The following is a 23,463-nucleotide window of genomic DNA, read 5'->3' as shown; positions in this document are numbered from 1 at the left end:
GGAATATCTCTCAGAAGCTCAGGACAACGTCCTGGTCGGCCATGATGTCAGCCATTTCCGCGCGGGAAACGATGTGGATGGAAGGTTTCTCCGCCCAGTCGTCATCTTCGTCTTCGTACGTGACCGCCTGCAGGTCTTCCGCCGCGAGCCCGCGCTCTTCGAGGGATTCCTGTTCGACGTAGAGCTTGGTCACCTCGTAATCGCCGAGCGCACGGAAGGTGGGCGAGAAGTTCTTCACCCCGATGCCGCCGGTGTCCTGGCCTTTGGTGAGCTGGAAAACACCGTCGTCGAGGAAAGCGAGCGTCACGTCCTGATCGAAGGCCGCGCCGATAAGAACCACTTCGAGGCTTTCGAGCGCATAAATCGTGCCGTAGGGCGCCTTGCGGTTCACGTAGAGGAATTTCTTGGTCTCGGACATGCCTCTCCCCCTCAGTCGCCGAACATGACCATGCGGTCAGTCTGGATGCCCATCTCGATCAGTTGCCCGAGACCCGATATCCGGAAACCTTCCGCGATGTTGTCGGCATCCTTGCCCTGACGCTGCGCCTCGTTGGCGTCGAGCAGCCCCCGGCGTTGCGCGGCGGCGATGCAGACGACAAGGTCGAGACCTTTCTTCTTGGCCAGTTCGGTCCAGTTCTTCTGGATATGGCGCTCGTCCTGCGGCGGCACCGAAAGGCGCGTCGAGACGTTGACACCGTCATGGTAGAAAAAGACGCGGGGCACTTCATGCCCCTTGTCCAGGGCTGCCTTCACGAAGTGATAGGCGGTGTCAGCGGCCTGATGGGTATAGGGACCCTCGCTGACGACAACTCCGAACTTCACGCAGTTTCCTTTCGCTCAAAAATGCAGATGGGCCGACATGTTCATCGTCTTCCGCGCACCTGTCCACGTGTCGAGGTGGTGCTTGGTAAAGGCCAGGTTGGTCATCTCGAAGAACCGGTTCCAACCGATCCGGTCGATCCATTCCCCCATGCGTTCCCAATGTTTCGCGTCGGCCTTGTAGGCCTCGACGATGCGCCGCACGACGTCATTGACCTCGGGCCAATGCGGGGCGTTGTTGGGCAGGTTCGCCACGGCGAGCTTGTGGAAGGTGGGCTTGGAGCGCGCGTTGGAATGCTTGCCGCCAACCCAGACCGCGATCTTGGTGGAATCGTCGCCGTTGATCTGCATCGGCGGGCAGGGCGGGTAGCAGGCGCCGCAGCAGACGCATTTCTTCTCGTCCACCTCCAGCGAAGGCTTGCCGTTGACCATCGCCGGACGGATGGCCGCCACTGGGCAGCGCGCGACCACGGCCGGGCGCTCGCAGACATTGGCCACGAGGTCGTGGTTGATTTTCGGCGGCTTGGTGTATTGCACGTTCACCGCGATATCGCCCTGTCCACCGCAGTTGATCTGGCAGCAGGAGGTGGTGATCCGCAGGCGGTTCGGCATCTTCTCCTGCACGAACTCCTTGTGCAGCATGTCCATCAGCCCCTTGACCACGCCCGAGGCGTCGGTGCCGGGGATGTCGCAATGCAGCCAGCCTTGCGTATGCGAGACCATTGAGACCGAGGCGCCGGTGCCGCCCACCGGGAACCCCTCCGACTCCAGCGCCTCGATCAGTGGCGCAACTTTCCCTTGGTCGGCCACAAGGTATTCAATGTTGGAGCGCGTTGTGAAGCGTACATGCCCGTCGGCGTATTTGTCGCCGATGTCGCAAAGTTTCCGGATCGTGAAAACGTCCATCTGCCTCTGCGTGCCGGCGCGCACGGTGTAGATCACATCGCCGGATTTCGCGACGTGACGCAAAACGCCGGGGCGCGGGCGTTCGTGCCAATCCCAGTTGCCGTAGTTGGCCTTCATCACCGGGTGCATGTACTGGAACGGATCCGGCACGCCGACTTCATCAGGTGTCCGGGGGGTGTTGGGCTGGTCTTTCATCTGTTTCCTCCCTGGACCGGTTCTTGATCCCGGCCCCGTCCTGTTCTTGCGTGTTCGCTTACTCGGCGCTGATCTGCAGGCCCGCCTCACGGGCCTTGCGCTCGAACCACTTGGCGGCTTCCTCGTCGAAATCGTCCGTGCGCACGTAGCAGGACGTCCGCGGGTGGTTGACCATGTTCGGGTCAGGCTCGATGTCGAGCGCTTCCAGGAAGGCCGGCAGGCCGATCCGGTCGATGGTCTCGCCGACGCGTTCATGTTCCAGGGCGTTTTCGGCAAAGAATTCCACGACGCGCTCAGCGAAATCCTCCAGCTTGTCGAAATCCTCGTCGGTCTTGAGCCGCATGAAGGGCACGACCATGATCCCCATCAGATCGCCGATCTTCAGGGCCCGCTTGCCGCCGATCATGATCGACACACCGCGATCGTCGCCGGGGCTCAGCGCCTTGGTCATGACATTGATGCAGTGCATGCAGCGGACGCAGGAGCGGTTGTCGATCTCAATCGTGTCATCGTCATTGAGCGAGATGGCGCGGGTCGGGCACATCGAGACGACGGTGTCGATCGTGTACTTGCGGCCCTTCTCGGCGACGTGCTCCTTCACCTTCTCCTGGTCGATCTTGATATCGTCGCGCCAGGTGCCGATCACCGCGAAGTCGGCGCGGTGGATGGCGTTCACGCAATCATTGGCGCAGCCCGAAAACTTGAACTTGAACTTATAGGGCAGGGCCGGGCGATGCATCTCGTCCAGCAGTTTATTGATGATCGTGCGGTGCGCCCGTACCTCGTCATAGCACGATTGCTCGCAGCGGGCATGGCCGACACAGGACATTGCCGTGCGCAGCGCCGGGCCGGCTCCGCCGAGATCGAAGCCGATTTCGTTCAGCTCGTCGAAGGCCTTTTGCGTGTTCTCCGTGGTGCAGCCCTGGAACATGATGTCGCCGGACTGCCCGTGGAAGGCGATAAGGCCGGAGCCATGGCGCTCCCAGATATCGCACATCTTGCGGAGGATATCGGTCGTGTAGTGATAACCCGCCGGAGGCATGACGCGCAGGGTATGGAATTCCTTCGACTCCGGGAACTTGTCGGCCACTTCTGAGAACCGGGGAATGATGCCACCGCCGTAACCGAAGACCGATACGGTCCCGCCCTTCCAGTAGCCCATCCTGTTCTCGTAGGAATGGTTCAGCTGACCGAGAAGATCGTTCATCATCTTCTGGTTTCCTTCGGAGCCTTCATCCCGCAGGCGCTTGATGCCGGTGATGAAACTTGGCCAGGGTCCGTCCTCCAATTCGTCGAGCAATGGGGTCGGGTGAACCTGGCGCCCGGCGTTCTGGGTTTCGTCGTCTTTCATTGCATCCTCCCTGGCTATTCATTGCCCGCACCATCTCCGCGGTCGGTCGCTGGAATGAGAAATTCGGTGCGACCTGCTCTCAGCAAATGAACTCAGCTGGCGTTTCCTGTTGAAGCATCTACATATTTTATTTTACGAATGTCAAAAGGTTGCGCAATACTTGTCTCAGGTGAAATAAAATTATCGCAGCGCAGCAAAAAAATGCCGCAATGCAGAGCGGGCGCAACTAGCGGAAAGAAAAACGAGAAATGACTTGAGATGAATCAAAGTGAAGCCATCTTGAACACTTTTGTCTGGAGCGATCTGTCACCCGGAGAGGCGTGGAAGGCGTGGCGAGAGACGAAAATCCGCCTGAGCGAATCTGTTCTGGATCGCCCACCGGTCGCACTGGACGCTCTGAGACACCCGGGAGCAGAGGCCGTCGCAGAGATGAAGTATCGCTGCTCGGTATGTAACTTCGCCCGGTACGAAGTGCCGGAGGCCGGCGAGAGCGTCGAAGCCACCAGCGAGGCGCTCATCGGGCTCGCGCGGCATTTCGGGCTGGTGGGCCCGGAGGATCACCGCTCGGCGGGCAGCCACGGTGTCGTAGCGCTGCGCACATCCTCCGACGAGGCGAAGAGGGGATACATTCCCTACACACGGCGGCCGTTGAGCTGGCACACCGATGGCTACTACAACATGGCATCGGAGCGCGTGCAGGGCTTCATCCTGCATTGCTTCCGGCAGGCTCTGCTTGGGGGGGAGAACCAACTGCTGGACCCCGAGATCGCCTACTTGCGCCTGCGGGACGAGAATCCGGACTACGTGCGCGCGCTGATGCATCCCGAGGCGATGGCAATTCCCGAAAACCGCGAACCGGATGGGAGCCTGCGTCCCGAGTCGGTGGGGCCGGTCTTTTTCCCGGACAAGATCACCGGCCGGTTGCAGATGCGCTACACGGCCCGGACACGCTCCATTCGCTGGCGGGACGACGAGACAACGCTCGCGGCCGCCGACTGGCTGCGGGACTACCTTTCCTCGGGCGACCCGCTGATGCGCCAGGTTCGGCTGCAGGCGGGACAGGGGATCGTCAACAACAACGTGCTTCACAACAGGACCGGGTTCGAAGACGGCGCGTCGGAGGAGGATGTGCGCATCGTCCTGCGGGTGCGCTTCCAGGCCCGGGTCGCGGAGGAACTTCATGGCGCAGCTTAGCGACCTGATCATCGGTCATCCCGAGGTCACCACTTTCTCGGAACTCGAACTGCTTGTGCAGCATGCCGGCGAGTCCGGACAGATGTTCCTGGAGTTCGACGTCAAGCCGGATTTCCGGGACACGCCGCGCAACTGGCAATGGGTGCTGGAGGCGGCCTTCACGCGAGGAACAAGCTATGGCTGACAATGTCACCGACCTGACCGAGTTCGAATTGCCCTATCGCCGCAAGGCGATCCTGCGCAAGGTCGAGTTCGAGAGCGGCATGTTCATGGTGCGCTTGATCCTCAAGGAAGGAAACAGGATCACCCAGGTGGACCTGGATTCCACGGCGGCAATCACGCTCGGCGAGGCGCTGGTCAGCGCCGCCACGCGGGAATGATGGGGCGCTGATGGATAACCTGCCGATTTTCCTGACCGTGAAGGACCGCCGTGTGCTCGTCGATGGCGGCGGATCGGTCGCGGCCCGCCGGGTCGAACGCGCCCTTTCGGCCGGCGCGCATGTCCTGTCGTTTGATCCGGATCCGGGCGAGGACCTAATGGGGCTCATCCGTTCCGCTCCCGCGGGCCTCACCTTCGAACGGCGGCTTCCGGTACGCGAGGATGTTGCCGATTGCCTCGTCGTCTACGGCGCTTCCGAGGACGAGGGGCGCGACGAGGCACTCTATGGCTGGTCACGCGAATTCAAGGTTCTGTGCAACATTGCCGATGTCACCGACAAGTGCGATTTCGTAACGCCGTCGATCGTCGATCGCTCACCCGTTGTGGTCGCGATCTCCACCGGCGGTGCCGCACCCGTGATTGCCCGCACGTTGCGGGCACGGATCGAGACCATGCTGACGCCCGCCTATGGGCAACTGGCCGCCTTCGTGGGGCAGTTCCGGGAGCGGATCGCCGCCGTGATCGAGGACGGCCGGGAACGCCGGCACTTCTGGGAGCGGATGATCGACGGGCCAGTGGGAGACCATTACCTTGCGGGGGACGCGGCCGGCGCGATGGCCCGGTTCGACAGCGATCTCAGACTGGCCGCAACCCATCAGGAGCGCCCGATGGGCGAGGTGTATCTGGTCGGGGCAGGGCCCGGCGACCCCGACCTGCTGACGTTCCGGGCGCTGCGACTGATGCAGCGGGCCGACGTGGTGCTCTATGACAGGCTGGTGGGTGAGGAGATCATCAGCCTCGTGCGCCGCGACGCCGAACGCATCTATGTCGGCAAACTGCCGAAAGAACACACCATGGAGCAGCACGATATTTCGGCCCTGATGGCGCAGCTTGCCAGGCAGGGGAACCGAGTGCTGCGGCTGAAGGGGGGCGATCCCTTCATCTTCGGGCGTGGCGGCGAAGAGATCGAGGCGCTGGCCGAGCAGGGCGTGCCCTTCCGGATCGTGCCGGGGATCACCGCTTCGGCCGGCTGTGGCGCCTATGCCGGCATTCCGCTCACGCATCGCGACCATGCGCAGTCCTGCCTCTTCGTCACCGCACATGGCAAGGACGGCGTTCTCGACCTCGACTGGGAAGTGCTGATCCGACCGGCCCAGACGGTCGCCGTCTACATGGGGCTTTCAAATCTCGCGACACTTGTGGAAGGTTTCCGGAGGCACGGCGTTTCGATGCAGACCGATATTGCGGTTATCGAGAACGGGACACGCCCGGACCAGCGGGTGCTGGTCGGGACATTGGGCGACATCGTCGGCAAGGTGAACCGGGAGAAGTTCCGCAGCCCGTCGATGATCATCATCGGAAGCGTCGTGCAATTGCGCGAACGGCTGGCGACATCGCGCGTGCGGGAAGAAGCACATGCCATGTCGCTGGTGCCAGAAGTTGCAGAATAACGATTCAGCGATCGCCTCCGGGTCCGGTGGCATGCGGGGGAGGACAAATGGGAACTGAAACGAGGATCGCGGCGCGACCGTCTCCCAAGGTTTCGGACGAGGTGCGGCAGACGACCTGCTACATGTGCGCCTGCCGTTGCGGGATCAACGTCCACCTTCAGAACGGCAAGGTGAAATATATCGAGGGCAACCGGGATCACCCGGTGAACAAGGGCGTGCTGTGTGCCAAGGGCTCGGCCGGGATCATGCAGCACTACTCGCCCGCGCGCCTGAAAGCGCCGATGAAGCGGGTCGGGCCGCGCGGGTCTGGCCAGTTCGAGGAGATCTCCTGGGAAGAGGCCTACGAGATCGCGGTGAGCTGGCTTAAACCGATCCGCGAGACCGATCCGAAAAGGCTCGCCTTCTTCACCGGGCGCGACCAGAGCCAGAGCTTTACCTCCTTCTGGGCGCAAGCCTACGGAACCCCGAACTACGCCGCGCATGGCGGGTTCTGCTCGGTCAACATGGCGGCGGCCGGCATCTACACCATGGGCGGCGCATTCTGGGAGTTCGGACAGCCGGACTGGGACCGCGCGAAGCTGGTGATGATCTTCGGGGTGGCCGAGGATCACGATTCCAACCCGATTAAGGCCGGGATTGGCCGGCTCAAGGCACGCGGCGGCAAGGTGATCGGGGTGAACCCGATACGCTCGGGCTACAATGCCGTGGCCGACGAGTGGATCGGCATCACGCCGGGCACGGACGGGCTCTTCATCCTGTCGATCATCCACGAGTTGCTCCGTGCCGGCAGGATCGATCTCGACTATCTCTGCCGCTACACGAATGCCGGTTTTCTCGTCCGGGTCGACGATCCAAAGGCAGAGGATCACGGGCTGTTCCTGCGCAACGATGCGGGCGTGGCGCAGGTGATCGACCGGGCGACCGGCAAGATTGCCAACTACGACGCGCCCGATGTGAAACCCGACCTGGCGGGGCATTTCGTGCAGGATGGCAAAGGGTACAAGCCTGCATTCCAACTCTTGGCCGAGACCTATCTCAGCCCGGACCATGCCCCTGACGCGGTGGCCGACCGTTGTGGGATTGCGCCGGACCGGATCCGTGCAGTCGCCGCCGAACTGGCCCGCGTGGCCTTCGAAGAGGAGATCGTGCTCGACCAGCCCTGGACCGACTGGAAGGGCGAGCGGCACAAGAAGATGATCGGTCGGCCGGTGAGTTTCCACGCGATGCGCGGGATCTCGGCCCATTCCAACGGGTTCCAGACGTGCCGGGCGCTGCACATCCTGCAGATCCTGCTTGGGTCGGTCGAGGTGCCCGGCGGTTTCCGCTTCAAGCCGCCTTATCCCAAGCCGCCCGAAGCGCATCCCAAGCCGAACGCGGTGGGAAGGCCGGGCCAGCCGCTTCCCGGGCCGCATCTCGGCTTTCCCATGGGGCCAGAGGATCTGCAGATCTGCAAGGACGGCAAACCGCTCCGCATCGACAAGGCCTTTACCTGGGAGAACCCGTTCTCGGTCCATGGGCTGATGCACATGGTGATTTCCAACGCCCATGCGGGCGATCCCTACAAGATCGACACGCTCTTCATGTACATGGCGAACATGGCGTGGAACTCGACCATGAACACGTCCGAAGTCATGATGATGCTGACCGACAAGGACGAGAATGGTGACTACGTCATCCCGCGCATTCTCTATTCGGATGCCTATTCGTCCGAGATGGTGGCCTTTGCCGATCTCATCCTGCCGGATACGACCTACCTTGAGCGGCATGACTGCATCAGCCTGCTCGACCGTCCGATCTGCGAGGCCGAGGCGGCGGCGGATGCGATCCGCTGGCCGGTGGTGGAGCCGGACCGGAATGTGAAAGGCTTCCAGTCGGCGCTCATTGACCTTGGCGCGCGCCTTGGCCTGCCCGGCTTCGTCAACGAAGACGGCAGCCGGAAATACGCCGATTACGCCGATTACATCACAAACCATGAGCGCCGCCCCGGCGTCGGCCCGCTGGCGGGATGGCGCGGCGAGGATGGCGCGAGCGAGGGCCGCGGCGCGGCCAACCCGGAGCAACTGGACCGCTACATCGAGAATGGCGGCTTCTGGATGGCGCATATCCCCGAGGAGGCGCAGTATTACAAGCCGTGGAACCAAGCCTACCAATACTGGGCCGTAAGGATCGGCCTGTTCGACAAGCCGCTTCCGTATGTCTTCAACCTTTATCTTGAACCGATGCGGAAACTGCAGCGGGCGGCGGAGGGGCATGGCGATTGCCAGCCGCCGGATCGTTTGCGGGAGCGGATCAAATCCACCTGCACGCCGCTGCCCGTCTGGTATGAGCCCTTCGAGGAAGCGGCCGTGGACAAGGCCGAATACCCCGTCCACGCGCTGACGCAGCGGCCGATGCACATGTACCATTCCTGGGGATCGCAGAACGCCTGGCTCCGCCAGATCACCAACGTGAACCGGCTCTATATTCCCGGCGCGATCTGGGAGGCCGAAGGCTTCGAGGAGGGGGATTGGGCCGAGGTCTCCTCCGTCCATGGCAAGATACGGGTGCCGGTGGCGCGGATGGACGCGCTCAACCCCGACACGGTCTGGACGTGGAATGCCATCGGCAAGCGCCGCGGCGCCTGGGCGCTGGACGAGCGGGCGCCCGAGGCCGAAAAGGGGTTCCTGCTCAACCACCTTATCCACGAGTTGCTGCCGCCCAAGGGCGACGGCCTGCGTTGGGCGAATTCCGACCCGATCACCGGACAGGCGGCCTGGTTCGACCTCAGGGTGAAGATCCGCCGCGCACCGCCCGGCGGCCCGTCCCAACCGAGCCATCCCGCGCAAGCATCTCCGGTGGGCCGTGGGCCGCGAGATATCCGCTTCGGGGAGGATTTCGAATGACCGCCTTGCCGAAAACCTGCCAGAAAAAGCTCGGGCTGGTAATCGATCTCGACACCTGCGTCGGCTGTCATGCCTGTGTCGTGAACTGCAAGGAATGGAACACCTCGAACTACGGTGCGCCGCTTTCCGACACCGACGCCTATGGCGCCAACCCGGTCGGCACGTTCCTCAACCGGGTCCACAGCTACGAGGTGACGCCAGCCGAAGGGCCCGCACAGACAGTGCATTTCCCGAAATCCTGCCTGCATTGCGAAGACGCGCCTTGCGTGAGCGTCTGCCCGACCGGCGCGAGTTACAAGCGCAGCGAGGACGGGATCGTGCTGGTCAACGAGGACGACTGCATGGGCTGCGGTCTTTGTGCCTGGGCCTGTCCCTACGGGGCGCGGGAACTCGACGCGCTTGCGGGCGTGATGAAGAAATGCACGCTCTGCGTCGACCGGATCTACAACGAGAACATCCCCGAGGAGGATCGCGTGCCGGCCTGCGTGCGCACCTGCCCGGCGGGCGCGCGCCATTTCGGCGATCTCGGCGACCCCGAGAGCGACGTCTCGAAACTGGTCGCCGCACGCGGCGGTGTGGACCTGATGCCGGAGATGGAGACGCGGCCGGTCAACAAGTACCTGCCGCCCCGAAAGAAGGACGAGCTCACGAAAGGGGAGGCGCTCGCGCCAAAATCCACCGAGCCCAAGGGCTTTCTAGCCTGGCTCGACAAGGCATTGGAGGCGCTCTGATGTATCCGGCACCCTCGGTTATCTACTTCACGACGCTCACGGGCCTTGGCTTCGGCCTGCTTGCCTGGCTCGGCTTCGGCTATCCGGATGTCATCGGAAAAACGGCGTTCTTCCTTTACCTGCTCGGTTACGGCTTCGCCGTGGGCGGTCTTTTCGCCTCGACCTACCATCTCGCCAATCCGAAAAACGCCCGCAAGGCGTTCAGCCAGTGGCGCACCAGCTGGCTCAGCCGCGAGGCTGTGCTGTCGGTCGCGGCGCTCGTGATCGTTGCCCCGCATGCCTTCGCGCAGGTCTTTCTCGGCGGCTCTGTCCCGGCGCTCGGCTGGCTCGGGGCGGTTGCCTGTATCGGGGCCGTGTTCACCACCTCGATGATCTATGCGCAGCTCAAGACCGTTCCCAGCTGGGCCACGCCGGCGACCCCTCTGCTGTTTCTGGGCTACGCCGCGGCGGGAGGGGCGCTATTTTCCGGGCAGGTCGTGATGGCGGCGATCCTGCTGGTGTTCGTCGGGATCGCCCAGCTCGGCAGTTGGCAACTCGGGGGCGAACTCTTCGCCGAGGCGGGTGCAAGCCTCGAAACCGCGACCGGCCTGCAGGGGCTTGGCTCGGTCCGGCAACTGGAGCCACCGCATTCGGGAACAAACTACCTGCTCAAGGAAATGGTGTTCCAGGTCGGCCGGAAACATGCCGAGAAGCTGCGTTGGATCGGGGGCGGGCTCGCCTTCATCCTGCCGGTGGTGCTCTTGCTCCTGCTGCCGCCGCATTTCCTGACGTTGGCGATCGCCGCGGGCAGCCATGTGGCCGGTGTTCTGGCGATCCGCTGGCTCTTCTTCGCCGAGGCGAAACATGTCGTCTCGCTCTATTATGGGAAATAGGCCGGTACGCTGGCCCAGAATGGAAAGATTCCGATGAAGAAAGTGGTATTGGCGCGGCTGTCCCTGATCACGCCGACGGGGATGCGAACCGACCTGTTGACCTCGGGCATGGTCGTCGCGGACGAAGTGCAGGTCGAAGACGGCAAGGTGATCGTACCGGTGAATGTTCCGGACGGTTTCCCGGGCGATCTTGCCGAGTTGAAGGCGACGATCGAGGATCGGCTCGGTGGCCTTGAAGAGGTCGAGAACCTGCTCGTCGTGCTGACGGCCGAGAGGGAAGCCTCCGCGCTAGCCCCCGAGCCGCCGAAGCTCAAGAAACGTCCGACCGAAGCGCCCGGGCGCGACATGCGTCCGCATTCGGCGAAGATCCCGGGGGTGAAGACGATCATCGCCGTTGCCTCCGGCAAGGGGGGCGTCGGCAAGTCCACGACAGCGGTGAACCTCGCACTTGGCCTGCGTTCTCTGGGGCTCAAGGTGGGCCTTCTGGATGCCGATATATACGGCCCCTCGATGCCGCGGCTGCTGGACATTACCGAGCGCCCCGAGATCGTCGGAGACCGGGTGATCCCGATCGAGAAATACGGGATCAAGGTCATGTCGATGGGCTTCCTCATGCAGGAGGACAACCCGGTCATCTGGCGCGGTCCGATGGTCGTCTCTGCGCTGATGCAGATGACGCGGGAGGTTGATTGGGGCACGTTGGACGTGATGGTGCTTGATATGCCGCCGGGTACAGGCGACGCGCAGTTGACGATGGCACAGCAGGTGCCACTTCAAGGCGCGGTCATCGTCTCCACACCACAAGATCTTGCGTTAATTGATGCACGCAAGGGTCTGAAGATGTTCAAGAACGTCGATGTCCCGATCTTCGGTATGATCGAGAACATGTCGACCTTCATCTGTCCGCATTGCGGCAAGCCCTCGGACATCTTCGGCCATGGCGGAGCCGAGGAAGACGCCCGCCGCCTCGGCGTTCCTTTCCTGGGCGCGATACCGCTCCACATGGCCATCCGGGAGAACTCGGATGCCGGCACGCCGATCGTGGTGGCGGAAGCCGACAGCATCCACGCAAAGTATTACCGGGATATCGCGCTCAAGGTGGCGGCCCGGCTGTTCCCGGAGGAAGACGAAGAGTAGCAAAGGGTATGTGCGGTTTCGCAGTTTAACCGGGCCAGGCAGGGTCAGATCGGGCGAAACCGGGCCAGTCTCCGCGCCGTGCGAGGATCGTAATCGCGTTGCCGGTTCTGTCCGGTGAGCGGACGGGCCCGCACGCGACCATATCGGGTTTTCTTATAGCTGCATTGGTATTTCGTTTTTCTTCCAATGGTCCGTCCTGGACTACGTTCTCTCTGGAACACTCAGAAGGACGATCGCTGCTGACATGGCGCGACAGGGAAAACACATAATCTGCATCACCAAGAACGGGACCAACCCGGCCTATGAAGGGGCCCGGATCGGCGCCCGCCGGGTGGCCGAGGCAGCGGGCTACGAGATGACCTCGCTCTATCCGGAGCGCCCGGACGATGCCGTGGCATCGGCGCCGCGATCGGAGAGACGCTTGCGCGCGACGGGTTCGACGTGGCGCTCACCCATGCCAGCGCTGCACCGCTGACCCCTTTCGAGGCGGTGGGTGCCACGATCACCATGCACCGAGCGGACATCCGCAAGCCAGAGGACGTCGCGGGCGTGTTTGACACCGTAGCGGCCAGCCACGGCCGGGCGCCCGATTGCGTCGTCGCCAATGCCGGGATCAACGTGCCGCCGGGGCCGATGGCGAGCTTCCCGGATGAGCGCTTCCGCGACCTGGTGGAGGTAAACATCGTCGGCGCTTTCAACGTATTGAAGGCCGCCGCCGCAAATGTCGCCGATGGCGGCACGATCATCGGCCTGACGACGTCGCTCGTGCGCGTCGCAGCCCCGGGCCTCGGCCCATATTCGGCGACCAAGGCGGCGGTGGAATGCCTGCTTCGCTCGATGTCCAAGGAACTGGCGGGGCGCAAGGTTCGGGTCAACGGGGTCGCGCCCGGCCCGGTGGACACGGACCTGTTCCGTTCCGGCAAGGACGAGGCCGCAATCCAGCGATCCGCCGCGATGAATCCGTTCAACCGAGTGGGCGCACCGCAGGAAGTGGCCGAGGTCGTGAGTTTTCTCGCCTCCGACAAGGCGTCCTGGGTGCATGGCCAGATCGTCCAGCCCAACGGGGGGCTCGTGTAGAGCGGGCCATGCCGGGGGGCGCCAGGTTGCAATGCAGATATCGGTTCCATTCAGAAATCCAGACAGCGTCCTGGATAGCTTGTGCCGCGACAGAGCCGCTTCTGCGCCCTCCGTTCACGAAACTGACGCCACAGCCTGGCTTGTGATGGGGGAAAGGCAGCGGCTAAAGAGCGTCTCCGAATATCGAAACGCGATCGGTTAAAGGACGTCTGAACCTCCGCGTGGGACAAATGGTGGCCAGCGGGCCATTGGGTGGACCGGTTCGAATTGGGTCGAAGCACCCCATCACCGCGACGGCAATGGCCATGCGCGACAGTTCAGGACGAACCTGGTCCGACCCGCCAAACTCGCGGTATCTCGTGCAGACAAGGCGAAGTTTTCAGTCGACCGGCGCCGCCACCGTTAACCCCAGCATGCGCCAACCCTGCATCCCGGCGCGATAGTAGTAGATCTTTTCGGCCGGGAAACCGGCCTCAATCATCCGGCGAGCCGCGGCCGGGGACTGTCCGCACCAAGGGCCGTTACAGTATAGCGCAACGGACTTGACGTCTTCGCCATCGCAGATCCAACCGTCGAAATCGGGCTCGCATCCGAGCTCGCCAAGCCTGTCGGCGGCTTCCGTATAGGGCACGTTGATCGCGCCGGGAATTGCGCCCGTCTGGTAATCGGGGCGCACGCGACCGTCGATAACGACGATATCCGGATCGTTCAGAAAGGAGAGCAATTCCAACTCGCCAATTGGCGTCACGCCATCGGCGGGGATCATTGGCTGAATGCAGAAGCTCGGGCAGGGACGCGCGATACGGGCGAAATCCCCTTCGATCACGGCGTCATTATCCTGAACGCGCGAAATTTCGACCACGCCCTGCGCGGTTTCGACCTCAACACTCATCATGTCTTTCGTGATCCCCACCGGATTCGCACCGGCCGTGTTCGCAGCGACGATCAACGCAGCAGTTAGAATACGCATGTTCTCCCCTCCCATTCTGGACACGCTTTTTTCCGTCACGAATCCAAATGACGCTCATTGGTACGATCTTTCGTCTGCTCACGCGAGCGAAGTGATCTGTGATTGAGCGTTTTTCGGGGTTTTCGTGCTGTCCACGAATGCCACGACCGCCATGCCTGCTCAGGTCCAAACGTACAGCGTTGCCATCTTTCCGGCTATTCCAGCTTGCTTTTCGCGTAACCCAAATTGTTCGACAGCAGCGAGCTTTTTCCAACGTCCTCCAGACCAAGGGCATAGATTTCGGCCGCTTTCGCCCAGTCGGTCTCGAAGCTTTGGCGTGCCCATTGATCGTAGAGATAGATCTTGATGTTGTGGAGGGTATCAGCGTCGAGTTCGTCCGAAACCGCGTTCACGAATGACAACGCGTCTTCAGCATGACCTTGTTGAACCTCTTGCCCGGCCTTTTGTGACAGCACGTTCTCCAGAACACCGGGCATGGACCTGGACCCCGGGAAAACCTCTTTCATGTCCTGCACTGCAGCCACGAAATCCTCCGCTTTGCCAGTTGCAAGAACCTCTCTCGCCCATTCCTGGAAAGCGTAGGGAACATTTCCTTTCAGATCGCTTGAATCGGGCACGATCTCCAGGCCGGTCTTGAGCGCGGCAAGCGCTCCCGCCCAGTCGTGCTGGCTGATCAGGTGATTGCCATAGTCGCGGTACAAAACGATTGTCAGCGACCGAAGTTCCTTGGGATCAAGGAACTCGCGGGCGAGCACCACTTGCGCTTTGGCTTCATCCAGCTGGTCCTCTCGTACCATTTGGGAAACAAGCCGTGTCAACGTGCGCGCGCCCATTTCTGCCACGGACTCGTCACCGGGGAACAAGGCAACCAGTGCTTCCATCGTCTCGGCAACGCCTTGGGCGCCCGCGGCCTTGCCCTCGGATGTCGTCCATTCCTGCGCAATATAGGCAACGTTGTTGGAGAAGATCCTGGGCTCGGCCATCTGGGCCCTGCCTGTCGCGTAGATCTGCGCAGCACGGCGCCAGTCCATGGCCTTCATGGCCGCATTTGCCTCATGGTCGATGATATAAAGCCGGAGCTCGCGGTAGGTTTCCTCGGAGAGCAATAGTTGTGCGCCGTTGAGGTAGGCGAGCGCCCCCGGGTAATCCCTGGCCTTTACCAGGTTGAGGACCTCGCGTTCGAGTTCCTTTTCACCGAAACCCTTGTTCTGGGCGAAAGTTGGAAACAGCAGCCGAAGTTTGCCAACCACAGCCTCAAGCTCCGAGTTTCCGCCGGACTCGAGAGCCGCGCGCTGCCATTGTTGTGCAACGTATCGTGCGTTCTGATTGAGGTAGTAGTCCTCCGCGAAGCGCTCCAGCCCTTCGGAATAGAGCTGGGCTGCGGCTGGCCAGTCGCTCTCGTCGATCAGCTTGTCGCCATAGATCCTGTAGACGCGCGGAGCCATTTCCATCTCGGTGCCAACGGAGGCAAGCAACGCGCCGGCGCGCTCGGCCATGTCCAGTGCCGCCTCGGTCGCGGCACCACTTTGCGAAGCCTCACGGATATGTTCGAGGACAAACCTTTCCGCTATGCCGTCAAGGCCCGAAACAGGTGCGTATTTTTCGGCGAAATCCGCGAGAACCTTGAGCCCGGCATCGAAATTTTCGGCATCGTCAGACCAGGTCTGGGCGAGATAAGCCTGAGCGCGGGGTATCGACGTGCTGTCCGGATAGGCCGTGCGCCCGTCGAAGAGAACCCTCGCCGCATCGTCGAATTGAGCGTTCTTCAAGGCCTGTTGTGACTGGCGCAGGTAGAGTTGCTCTTTCCACGAGTTCAGATCGTCATGCGCCTCGTTGCCGAGAAGGGCGAGACCCGTTTCAGCAAAGGAATACGCGGCGTCCCAGTCGCCGGACTCGATAGCCGCCTCCCCCGGTCGAATGAACAGGGCGGAGCGGAGTGGATCGAAGTCGGCATCGGGAACCGTATCCGCGCCGCGCTCCAGCACGGCAAGTCCGGCCTCCGGGCCTTCGGCTTCGGACACTGCCAGCGCGTAATCCTGCCAGATCCACATCTCGGCACCGGAGAGAGCGCGGTCTTCCGGTGCCAGTTTCCGTCCCAATGCCGCAACGCGCGCAGCGTCCTCCCATTGATCCGATTTCGCCAGATCACGGCTCCACCGGCCCATTGCCGCCAGCGCGTTGGTGGCGGCCGACGTAAACTCAGGGTCGAGGCTGAGCGCACGGAAATTGGCCAGCAGCGCTTCGTAATAGTTCGCGTCTTCCAGATACCCGACGCCATGGTTGTAGTAGATCAGCGCGGCAAGGCCCGCCCGTTCGATTTCGCGTCTTTTCGATTTGTTGGATTGCGGGATGTAAGCAAAACCGGTCAGTTTCTCGAACTCTTCGATCCGCTCGCGGTGCGGATTGAAGCCGCGGGGCGTCGTTGTCTCGATGTCGAAATGGTCGGCCCCGTCGTAGAGAATTGAGAATGCGTGGTCGGGCACCTCGATCGCGCGCAGATCCAGTCCCAGCCGTTGACCCAAGGCATTGTAGATCGTGGCCGATGACACGCAGTTGAAGTTCTTGTCCAAGAGAACGCCGGACAGGTTGGTCTGGCGTTCAACATAGCCCTCGGTCAGGACGGTTTCATGCAACCAGAGAAGGAGCGCTTCGCCAAGGTCCTTGGGCGGCGCGGAAACATCGAGGCTCTTGCGTGCTTCGGCTTCCAGATCGTCCAGTTGAGAAATCAGAGCGTCCCTTTGGGCGCTGTCACGCACGCCGGACGCGATCAGGGCGATGTTTTCGAAGTCGCGCTGATCGAGGGAATTGTCGCTCGCCTTGGCAAAGACTTCTCGTTCATCGTCGGTCAGTGAGAAATCAGCGCCTCCAAAAGCGGCGAGCTCGGCGATGATATCAAGAGCCTTTACGGGGCTTTCGCCGAATTTGTACCTCGTCTCGGGGGCGGAGGCCTGACCGCTCAACGCAATGTCGGCCAGCGTCAGCGACGTTGCCTCAGTGGTCGGATAGAGCCTGAGCATGACCCAGTTCGCGCCAGCCGTCGGCAGTTTGAACGTCTCGGAGGGCTTCAGCGCATCCAGGGCTTCATCTCGTATCGACCGGAAGCCGGTTGTGGCCGAGACCGTCGAGTAAAGAAGGTCAAAACGCGCGGGCCGGTCTCCGTTTGCTGGGTCGGAGTTGGTGACAACCAGCGTTTCCGGCGCCACGCCTTCGCCGGTGAAGGAAAAGACCAGATCAACCGGAACGGGATCGTTCGGATCGATCTCGAACCGTGCAAAGGTCGCTGGATCGCCATCGAGAAGTTGAGGCAGCTGTGCGGCCCGGTCTGCTGACACCAGGGAGTTGTCGAAACCGGCGGTGGCGGGATCGAGCAAGTTTACGGGAGTCTGGGCTGCCGAAATTGTTGCCCAAATGGAGAGTGTCGCAGCTGCCAGCAGCAGAGGTTTCAAGTTGAAGACTATGCCCATGTGAGCAGTCGCTGTCTGTTGCAAGGGCCCTTGAATAGAGTGCGGCGCCGTCCGTCCATTTCGGAAAAAACGGTCGGAGCAGCGCGGATAAAACACCCGAAAAACCTGTCTAGCACTGCGAAAATGGCCTGTATCGGCCTGGCCAGTCTCGAAAAAGTCGCGGATGGCAACAGCGGGCCTAAATAGCATAAAGGCCGTCAGCGCTTTCGGTCGCATGTTGAAAACTCCTTGACGATCCAATGTAGCGAGCAGTTTGTCGCCTGTCAGAACGCCAATCAAGACAGATCTCGGCACCCGTTGTCAGGCGATCTGCAGCGAGGGCGTCTGATCGATACCGGTCGTTCTGATGGATCCGGGGCGTTCCGATCTTCGCCTCCAAAAGCCGCAAGAGATGCACAGAGCTCCCGCGGTCAGGTTCGCAATGGCGGTGGCCGCCGGGCGAGATGTTCGTGAAGATCAACGGCGAGCGACGCCATCCCGATACCTTCGGGACTTACTCCGATCATACTGCGCGGGCTCGAAGGGACCGGTGCCCCGCAACTGTCGGAAACTGGCCGTCGGCTCGACAAGCGGGCAGGGAGTTCGATCCTGTGTTTCCGACGACGGGAACGAAGGGTGCAGCCCTTCCGACGAATACGAATGTTGGGTTCCGTCCACGCCTCGGTCCGCATTTATGCAAACTCGGGGGCGCGGTGCCTGGTCACGAGAAGGGCGGTATCGACGGACGGTTCGACAACACGGGAACACGCCGACTGGTCAGTCAGTGGGCCGTCCGGTCGCGATATCCCGAAGCGCGTCGCGAATAATGACCAGGGACGAGTGTAAAAAGAGCGCCGCAATCGCGAAAGCGACAATCAGGTCCGGCCAGGCTGTGCCGGTCAGGGCAACCAGGATTGCGGCCACGACAACGGCGGCATTGCCGATGGCGTCGTTGCGCGAGAACAGCCAAACCGCCCGTACATTCGCGTCCCCGGCACGGTGGGGGACAAGCACCAGTGCTGCCGCGACGTTCACGGCGAGGGCGACAAGCGCCACCGCGCCCATGAGTTCGGCTTCGACCGGCTGTTGCGCGAACAGGCGCCAGACCGTGTTGCCAACCACGCCCAGCCCGAGCGCTCCGAGGAACAAGCACTGAACGAGGGCCGATCGCGCCCGCCACAGCAAGCTCCAGCCAATTGCCAGAACACCAAGGAAGGTGATCAGACCGTCACCGAGGAAGTCGAGGGCGTCCGCCTTCAATGCCTGCGAGCCGGCAAGGAAGCCTCCGACCATCTCGATCAAGCCGTAACCCACATTGAGAACGATCACGATCCAGAGGGCCCGCCTGTATGCAGCCGTGATATGCGGCTGGGTCTTTAGCGGTGTCTTCGCGGCGTCGGGCAGCAGACGGTCGAGGTGATAGCCGGCCTCGGCGATGGCGCGCTCGACGTCGAGCAGGCGCCCATCGTCCCGGGTCACGTTGAGGGTGAGGATTTGGGACGCTGTCGAAATCTTCGGGTTCTCGACCCCTGCGGAGTGCACTGCCTTTTCGATCTTCGCGGCGCAGGACGGGCAATCCATTCCTGTCACTCGGTACTTTACAGCCTGGTCCAAGGCGGTGCCTCCAGATAGCTCCTTGCGGCTATTACTCCAATGCCGAGTGGCCGAAAAGGCCTCTCCCGTTCCGGGCGGGCCCTCCTGCGCCTGCTGGAACTCGACAGTGGGACGATCATCGTAGACGGGATGGACGTGCGCGGCTATGGCCCGAAAGGTCTCCGGCAGGCGCGGCGCCAGATGCAGATGATCTTCCAGGACCCTTTTGCCTCCCTCAACCCGCGCATCAGCGCCGGGCGGCTTGTGGCCGAACCGATGGTGATCCACGGTATCGCCTCCGGCAGCGCGTTGCAGGATCGCGTCGAAGACTTGTTTCACCGTGTGGGGCTCGAACCGGATCACATTCGCCGCTTCCCGCACGAGTTTTCCGGTGGCCAGCGGCAGCGCCTGTCGATAGCCCGCGCCCTGTCGGTCAACCCGAAACTGATCGTCGCCGACGAGCCGACATCCGCCCTCGATGTCAGTGTTCAGGCGCAGGTGCTGGAACTCATGCTGGAGCTTCAGCAAAGCCTCGGGCTGGCCTATCTGTTCATCAGCCACGACATGGCCGTGGTCGAGGAGATGGCCCATCGCGTCGCCGTCATGCGGCAGGGTCGGATCGTGGAGATCGGACCACGCAAGGCGATCCTGAACGCTCCCGCCCATCCCTATACCCGTGCTCTTCTGGCCGCGGTGCCGGTTCCAGACCCGACGCGCACCCGTGGCGCGATGCCGGAGATCGAAACAGAAACGCTTCCGATGGGAGCACTTGCAGAGGTGGCGCCGGGCCACATGGTGGCGCAGTGACGATCGGGATAGCAGTTCAACGGGCCGGCACGGCCCGCGCGGCAATTGCCGGGCTTGGCGCGGTGGAAGCGGTCGGCCGAGGCGCAATCGGTGGGTTCGTCAGCCTTGCCGCGCTGTCACCCGATGGCCAGCTTCTGAAACTTGATACGCAGAGGGGTGGTGCGAAGGCGATCCTCGCCTCGGCGGGGTGGGGCGCACTGGAAACCGCCCGCCATGCCGTTCTGATGTCCTCCGGTCCGGATCGCCCCGAACCGCTGTCGCAATTCACCCCCGCCGATCCCGCGGCCGGATTGATGACCGGCCATCGGTTGCCGAACATGCCGCGACCGGACGGATTGCCACCGAACATGGTCGCGCTCGCTGCGATGGCCAAGGGCGCCACGCCCACGCGAGCCATCGATGCTGCGCTCTCGGCCTATCCGGACCTGGATGCCGGGCTGATCGTTATGAATCTAAATGGCGAGATTGCCCTGTCCAACTCGTTGTCGGTCGATGCCCGGGACGATATCGGGTCCGCTTTGGTTTCGGACCCGTCCACGGGGCTTGCGATTGGCGTTCTGCACAACTCGATCTTTCCGCACAGTGCCATGGCCCAACTTGCCGTGTCGGCGATTATCGACTTTGCCTCGCCCGGCGATGCTTCCGCGCAACAATGTGGCATTGGCGGGCTGGCCGTACGGGAAGGGGATATGTTGCGTGCATTGGTCATCCATCCGGGGACGGACCGGCCTGTTGCCTTTCAGTCCTGCGATGCCGATTGGCGTCGCCCGGAATGGGAAGGGTGTCCGGTGCGCCGGGGAGATCCGGTGATTGCCGACAATCGCGTGGTGGGCCGGATCGTGCAGGAGGCCTATTGCATCCTACGCGACGGAACGACCATCGGAACCCGGGGCGGCGATGTCGTCTCCTGGGTGGAAAGAGATCAGGGATGAGCGGTGACTTTGAATGCGACCTGTTGATCCGCGGCGCGCAGGTCTTCGACGGTTCGGGGGAAGATCCCAAGATTGCCGATATCGCCGTTGCAGGGGGGCGGATCGTCCGGATCGGCTCCGACCTTTCGCTGTCGTCACGCGAGGTCGTGGAGGCGTCCGGTTACGCCCTCGCGCCCGGTTTTATCGATGTGCATACCCATGATGATGCCGCGGCGATCGTCCGGGAAACCATCCTGCCGAAACTGAGCCAGGGCGTCACCACGGTCGTTACCGGAAATTGCGGCATCAGCCTCGGCCCGAGCCCGCTCTCCCGGCGGAATGTGCCGGTTCCACCCCTCGACCTGATCGCGACGGCGGAAGAATACAGATACCAGAGCTTCGGTGACTTCCTGGACGCATTGCGGCGCGCCGGGCCGGCGGTCAATGTCGTTCCGCTTGTCGGACACACGGTCCTCCGGGCGCGCGCGGTCGAGGATCTGACCGGCCCCGCTTCGGCGGCTGAAATCGCTGCCATGCGAAGCGACCTCGCCGCCGCGCTGGAGCAGGGGGCCATCGGTCTGTCGGCCGGGCTTGCCTACCCGCCGGCGAAAGCCACCGCCACCGAGGAACTGCTCGCGCTCGTCACCGATGTCGCCAATGCCGGGCGGCTGTGGACCACGCATAGGCGCGACGAACATACCGCGGTGGTTTCTGCGGTCGCCGAGACGATCGATATCGCGCGCCGCAGCGGGGCACGCACGCTGATCTCGCACCATAAGTGCTGCGGTGAAGCGGCGTTCGGGCTTTCTCGAACGACGCTTGCGATGATCGAGGCGGCCCGGCAGAAAATTCGCCTCGACATCGACGTCTACCCCTTCACGGCCAGTTCCACTGTCCTGATAGAAAATTTCGCCCAGGACAGCCGAAAGGTGACCGTGAGCTGGTCCGACTCGCATCCCGAGATGGCCGGCCGCGATCTGGAGGAGGTCGCGGCGGGGTGGGGCGTGGACCAGATGACCGCCCTGAAACGGTTGAAGCCCGGCGGCGCCATCTATCACCAGATGGACGATGACGATCTTGAACGGATCCTGTCATGGCCGCCGTCGCTTGTCGGATCCGACGGCCTCCCGCGCGACAGGCGCCCGCATCCGCGTCTGTGGGGAACATTCCCGCGTGTTCTGTGACATTACGTTCGGGACAGGTCATTGCTGCCTCTCGCCTCGGCGGTGGCCAAGATGTCAGGCCAGACGGCTGCGGTTCTGGGGCTTTCCGATCGCGGAAGGATCGAGGTGGGCGCTGCTGCGGATCTCGTGCTCTTCGATGCTGCCCGGGTCAGGGACGCAGCGCGCTACGACGCCCCCGTGACGCCCGCGGAGGGGATCCTGAGAGTCTATGTCAACGGGCGTCTCGCGTTCATGCCCGGGACAGAGGTGACAGAGGCCTCAGGAAAGGTTCTCTGTGCCTGATTGACCGTCCTCGAAGTGGTCTTGGCAGGTGACCGCCAGTCCCACCACAACCGGCCCCGGTCTGCGTAACTGGCACGCCCGCAGCCCAAACCCGGTTCACGCGCCGGCGCGGATGGATCAGACAGGTTTGATCCGGGCGCCATCTCGCGGGTCGAAGAAATGGAGGTTGTCGGCATCGAATCCCAGACCGATGAACTCGTTCCGCTTGATCCGAACTTTCGGGTCGAGACGGGCGGTGAGTTCCTGCCCGTCCAGATCGCAGATCGCCATGGTGTCGGATCCCAAGGGCTCATAAACGTCGATCTTCGGCGTCAACAGCCCCTCGTCGAGCGAGGTCCAGTAGATATGCTCGGGGCGAATTCCGACATCCACATGCGTCGCGTCCGGGAGCGGCAGATCGTGGATCGGAACGGACGCCGCTCCGACACGGATCATGGTCTGTGCCCCGGTTCTGTCTATGACCGCATCGAGGATATTCATCTGGGGTGAGCCGATGAATTCGCCCACGAAACGGCAATTGGGCCGCTCGTAAAGTTCCAGCGGATGCCCCTCCTGCACCACGCGACCTTCGTCCAGCACCACCACTCGGTCGGCCAGCGTCAGCGCCTCAGTCTGGTCATGTGTCACGTAGATAGTCGTTGTGCCGAGCATGGCGTGCAGACGCTTGATCTGGGTGCGCATCTCGACCCGAAGCTTGGCGTCGAGGTTCGACAGCGGCTCGTCGAACAGAAAGAGCGACGGTTCGCGCACAATTGCCCGCCCCATGGCTGCGCGCTGCCGCTGGCCGCCAGAGAGCTGCGCGGGCCGCCGGTCGAGCAGTGATTCGATCTGCAATATGCGGGCGCTTTCCAGCACCTTCCGCTCGATATCGGACTTCTTCCAGTCGCGCATGCGCAACCCGAATCCGATATTTTCGGCAATCGTCATATGCGGATAGAGGGCATAATCCTGAAAGACCATTGCGACATCGCGGTCGCGCGGCTCGACCTCGTTGACGAGCCTCCCACCGATCGTGAGTCGCCCGGCAGAGATCTCCTCCAGCCCTGCAATCATCCGTAACAAGGTGGATTTCCCGCAACCCGATGGACCAACGAAGACAACAAACTCGCCATCGGCGACATCAAGGTCCACGTCATGGATCGCACGGAAGCCACCGTAATCCTTGACGATTCCTTCCAGCCGCACCTCAGCCATCGCCGCTCCTCCCGTCTTGACGGCCCCCGGGGCCGGTTTGCGCGACATTCATCATTGCATTATCGATAATTTGCTTGTTATCGAT

Annotated in this window: 20 protein-coding genes and 2 pseudogenes; 14 read left to right on the top strand and 8 right to left on the bottom strand. The window is 62.5% G+C overall.

All coding sequences use genetic code 11. The features are described from left to right. Positions 1–10 precede the first annotated feature (10 nt). The 4 genes from tusC to dsrA are packed head-to-tail and all read right to left on the bottom strand — an operon-like array spanning position 11 to position 3,271. Positions 11–418: a sulfurtransferase complex subunit TusC gene (tusC, locus tag BLR85_RS08780; RefSeq protein WP_093153854.1), complete on the bottom strand. Its 408-nt coding sequence runs from the start codon at positions 416–418 to the stop codon at positions 11–13. 11 nt (positions 419–429) lie between these two features. Next, on the bottom strand, positions 430–822 hold the full coding sequence (gene tusD / locus BLR85_RS08775) for a sulfurtransferase complex subunit TusD (protein WP_093153849.1): 393 nt from the start codon (positions 820–822) through the stop codon (positions 430–432). Between the two features lie 15 nt (positions 823–837). Further along, on the bottom strand, positions 838–1,920 hold the full coding sequence (gene dsrB, locus BLR85_RS08770; protein WP_093153844.1) for a dissimilatory-type sulfite reductase subunit beta: 1,083 nt from the start codon (positions 1,918–1,920) through the stop codon (positions 838–840). A gap of 58 nt (positions 1,921–1,978) precedes the next feature. Further along, positions 1,979–3,271: a dissimilatory-type sulfite reductase subunit alpha gene (gene dsrA, locus BLR85_RS08765; RefSeq protein WP_093153839.1), complete on the bottom strand. Its 1,293-nt coding sequence runs from the start codon at positions 3,269–3,271 to the stop codon at positions 1,979–1,981. Positions 3,272–3,550: 279 nt separating this feature from the next. Here dsrA and BLR85_RS08760 point away from each other — a divergent pair, with 279 nt between their 5' ends. The 10 genes from BLR85_RS08760 to BLR85_RS08715 all read left to right on the top strand — a co-directional run bounded on the left by BLR85_RS08760 (position 3,551) and on the right by BLR85_RS08715 (position 12,994). Next, on the top strand, positions 3,551–4,465 hold the full coding sequence (locus BLR85_RS08760; RefSeq protein ID WP_170844502.1) for a TauD/TfdA family dioxygenase: 915 nt from the start codon (positions 3,551–3,553) through the stop codon (positions 4,463–4,465). Continuing rightward, positions 4,452–4,649 (top strand): sulfur relay protein DsrC, encoded by a 198-nt coding sequence (locus BLR85_RS08755; RefSeq protein ID WP_093153828.1) that lies wholly within the window; start codon positions 4,452–4,454, stop codon positions 4,647–4,649. The genes BLR85_RS08760 and BLR85_RS08755 overlap by 14 nt, the downstream gene beginning before the upstream one ends. Next, a complete protein-coding gene (locus tag BLR85_RS08750; protein ID WP_093153823.1) occupies positions 4,642–4,845 on the top strand; it encodes a DUF6967 family protein in 204 nt (67 codons plus the stop codon). The genes BLR85_RS08755 and BLR85_RS08750 overlap by 8 nt, the downstream gene beginning before the upstream one ends. Before the next feature lie 10 nt (positions 4,846–4,855). Continuing rightward, positions 4,856–6,295 carry a siroheme synthase CysG gene (gene cysG, locus BLR85_RS08745; protein ID WP_093153818.1) on the top strand — a complete coding sequence of 480 codons (1,440 nt, stop codon included), beginning with the start codon at positions 4,856–4,858 and terminating at the stop codon, positions 6,293–6,295. A 47-nt stretch (positions 6,296–6,342) separates the two neighbouring features. Beyond that, a complete protein-coding gene (locus BLR85_RS08740; protein ID WP_093153814.1) occupies positions 6,343–9,177 on the top strand; it encodes a molybdopterin oxidoreductase family protein in 2,835 nt (944 codons plus the stop codon). Continuing rightward, complete coding sequence (locus BLR85_RS08735; RefSeq protein ID WP_093153809.1) at positions 9,174–9,908, top strand: 4Fe-4S dicluster domain-containing protein; 735 nt, start codon at positions 9,174–9,176, stop codon at positions 9,906–9,908. The genes BLR85_RS08740 and BLR85_RS08735 overlap by 4 nt, the downstream gene beginning before the upstream one ends. Continuing rightward, complete coding sequence (locus BLR85_RS08730) at positions 9,908–10,780, top strand: dimethyl sulfoxide reductase anchor subunit family protein (protein WP_093153804.1); 873 nt, start codon at positions 9,908–9,910, stop codon at positions 10,778–10,780. The genes BLR85_RS08735 and BLR85_RS08730 overlap by 1 nt, the downstream gene beginning before the upstream one ends. Before the next feature lie 33 nt (positions 10,781–10,813). After that, the gene (locus tag BLR85_RS08725; RefSeq protein ID WP_093153799.1) at positions 10,814–11,917 is read left to right on the top strand and encodes an Mrp/NBP35 family ATP-binding protein; all 1,104 of its coding nucleotides are present in this window, start codon (positions 10,814–10,816) and stop codon (positions 11,915–11,917) included. A gap of 244 nt (positions 11,918–12,161) precedes the next feature. Next, positions 12,162–12,392 carry a hypothetical protein gene (locus BLR85_RS08720; protein WP_093153794.1) on the top strand — a complete coding sequence of 77 codons (231 nt, stop codon included), beginning with the start codon at positions 12,162–12,164 and terminating at the stop codon, positions 12,390–12,392. After that, complete coding sequence (locus tag BLR85_RS08715; protein ID WP_244520660.1) at positions 12,359–12,994, top strand: SDR family oxidoreductase; 636 nt, start codon at positions 12,359–12,361, stop codon at positions 12,992–12,994. Before BLR85_RS08720 ends, BLR85_RS08715 begins: the two co-directional genes overlap by 34 nt. Before the next feature lie 379 nt (positions 12,995–13,373). On the opposite strand, the gene BLR85_RS08710 is transcribed toward BLR85_RS08715, so the two are convergent. The 3 genes from BLR85_RS08710 to BLR85_RS08700 all read right to left on the bottom strand — a co-directional run bounded on the left by BLR85_RS08710 (position 13,374) and on the right by BLR85_RS08700 (position 19,021). Then, the gene (locus BLR85_RS08710) at positions 13,374–13,964 is read right to left on the bottom strand and encodes a rhodanese-like domain-containing protein (RefSeq protein ID WP_093153919.1); all 591 of its coding nucleotides are present in this window, start codon (positions 13,962–13,964) and stop codon (positions 13,374–13,376) included. 194 nt (positions 13,965–14,158) lie between these two features. After that, the gene (locus BLR85_RS08705; protein WP_139188337.1) at positions 14,159–17,410 is read right to left on the bottom strand and encodes a tetratricopeptide repeat protein; all 3,252 of its coding nucleotides are present in this window, start codon (positions 17,408–17,410) and stop codon (positions 14,159–14,161) included. Positions 17,411–18,184: 774 nt separating this feature from the next. Beyond that, on the bottom strand, positions 18,185–19,021 hold the full coding sequence (locus BLR85_RS08700; RefSeq protein ID WP_280138470.1) for a cation diffusion facilitator family transporter: 837 nt from the start codon (positions 19,019–19,021) through the stop codon (positions 18,185–18,187). 57 nt (positions 19,022–19,078) lie between these two features. On the opposite strand from BLR85_RS08700, the pseudogene BLR85_RS08695 reads away from it, so the two are divergent. The 4 genes and pseudogenes from BLR85_RS08695 to BLR85_RS29805 all read left to right on the top strand — a co-directional run. Beyond that, a pseudogene (locus BLR85_RS08695) lies at positions 19,079–19,807 on the top strand (ATP-binding cassette domain-containing protein); the annotation flags it as partial. Further along, on the top strand, positions 19,804–20,739 hold the full coding sequence (locus tag BLR85_RS08690) for a DUF6963 family protein (RefSeq protein ID WP_093153779.1): 936 nt from the start codon (positions 19,804–19,806) through the stop codon (positions 20,737–20,739). The pseudogene BLR85_RS08695 and the gene BLR85_RS08690, both read left to right, overlap by 4 nt. Further along, positions 20,736–21,902, top strand: a complete 1,167-nt coding sequence (locus BLR85_RS08685; protein ID WP_244520659.1) for an N-acyl-D-amino-acid deacylase family protein — start codon at positions 20,736–20,738, stop codon at positions 21,900–21,902. The genes BLR85_RS08690 and BLR85_RS08685 overlap by 4 nt, the downstream gene beginning before the upstream one ends. A 12-nt stretch (positions 21,903–21,914) precedes the next feature. Continuing rightward, positions 21,915–22,184, top strand: a pseudogene (locus BLR85_RS29805) (amidohydrolase family protein); the annotation flags it as partial. Between the two features lie 117 nt (positions 22,185–22,301). Here BLR85_RS29805 and BLR85_RS08680 read toward each other — a convergent pair. Then, positions 22,302–23,378 carry an ABC transporter ATP-binding protein gene (locus BLR85_RS08680; RefSeq protein ID WP_093153774.1) on the bottom strand — a complete coding sequence of 359 codons (1,077 nt, stop codon included), beginning with the start codon at positions 23,376–23,378 and terminating at the stop codon, positions 22,302–22,304. Positions 23,379–23,463 lie beyond the last annotated feature (85 nt).

Origin of the sequence: Aliiruegeria lutimaris (genome assembly GCF_900099935.1) — a bacterium.
GTDB lineage: Bacteria > Pseudomonadota > Alphaproteobacteria > Rhodobacterales > Rhodobacteraceae > Tropicimonas > Tropicimonas lutimaris.
Note: the sequence above shows the minus strand (reverse complement) of the source record. Positions and strands in the feature narration are given on the sequence as shown.

Coding starts and splice junctions, on each gene's coding strand:
- tusC (WP_093153854.1), bottom strand. CDS start 418: ATGTCCGAGACCAAGAAATTCCTCTACGTGAACCGCAAGGCGCCCTAC.
- BLR85_RS08710 (WP_093153919.1), bottom strand. CDS start 13,964: ATGCGTATTCTAACTGCTGCGTTGATCGTCGCTGCGAACACGGCCGGT.
- BLR85_RS08720 (WP_093153794.1), top strand. CDS start 12,162: ATGGCGCGACAGGGAAAACACATAATCTGCATCACCAAGAACGGGACC.
- dsrA (WP_093153839.1), bottom strand. CDS start 3,271: ATGAAAGACGACGAAACCCAGAACGCCGGGCGCCAGGTTCACCCGACC.
- BLR85_RS08725 (WP_093153799.1), top strand. CDS start 10,814: ATGAAGAAAGTGGTATTGGCGCGGCTGTCCCTGATCACGCCGACGGGG.
- BLR85_RS08740 (WP_093153814.1), top strand. CDS start 6,343: ATGGGAACTGAAACGAGGATCGCGGCGCGACCGTCTCCCAAGGTTTCG.
- BLR85_RS08755 (WP_093153828.1), top strand. CDS start 4,452: ATGGCGCAGCTTAGCGACCTGATCATCGGTCATCCCGAGGTCACCACT.
- cysG (WP_093153818.1), top strand. CDS start 4,856: ATGGATAACCTGCCGATTTTCCTGACCGTGAAGGACCGCCGTGTGCTC.
- BLR85_RS08730 (WP_093153804.1), top strand. CDS start 9,908: ATGTATCCGGCACCCTCGGTTATCTACTTCACGACGCTCACGGGCCTT.
- dsrB (WP_093153844.1), bottom strand. CDS start 1,920: ATGAAAGACCAGCCCAACACCCCCCGGACACCTGATGAAGTCGGCGTG.
- BLR85_RS08685 (WP_244520659.1), top strand. CDS start 20,736: ATGAGCGGTGACTTTGAATGCGACCTGTTGATCCGCGGCGCGCAGGTC.
- BLR85_RS08680 (WP_093153774.1), bottom strand. CDS start 23,378: ATGGCTGAGGTGCGGCTGGAAGGAATCGTCAAGGATTACGGTGGCTTC.
- BLR85_RS08750 (WP_093153823.1), top strand. CDS start 4,642: ATGGCTGACAATGTCACCGACCTGACCGAGTTCGAATTGCCCTATCGC.
- BLR85_RS08735 (WP_093153809.1), top strand. CDS start 9,174: ATGACCGCCTTGCCGAAAACCTGCCAGAAAAAGCTCGGGCTGGTAATC.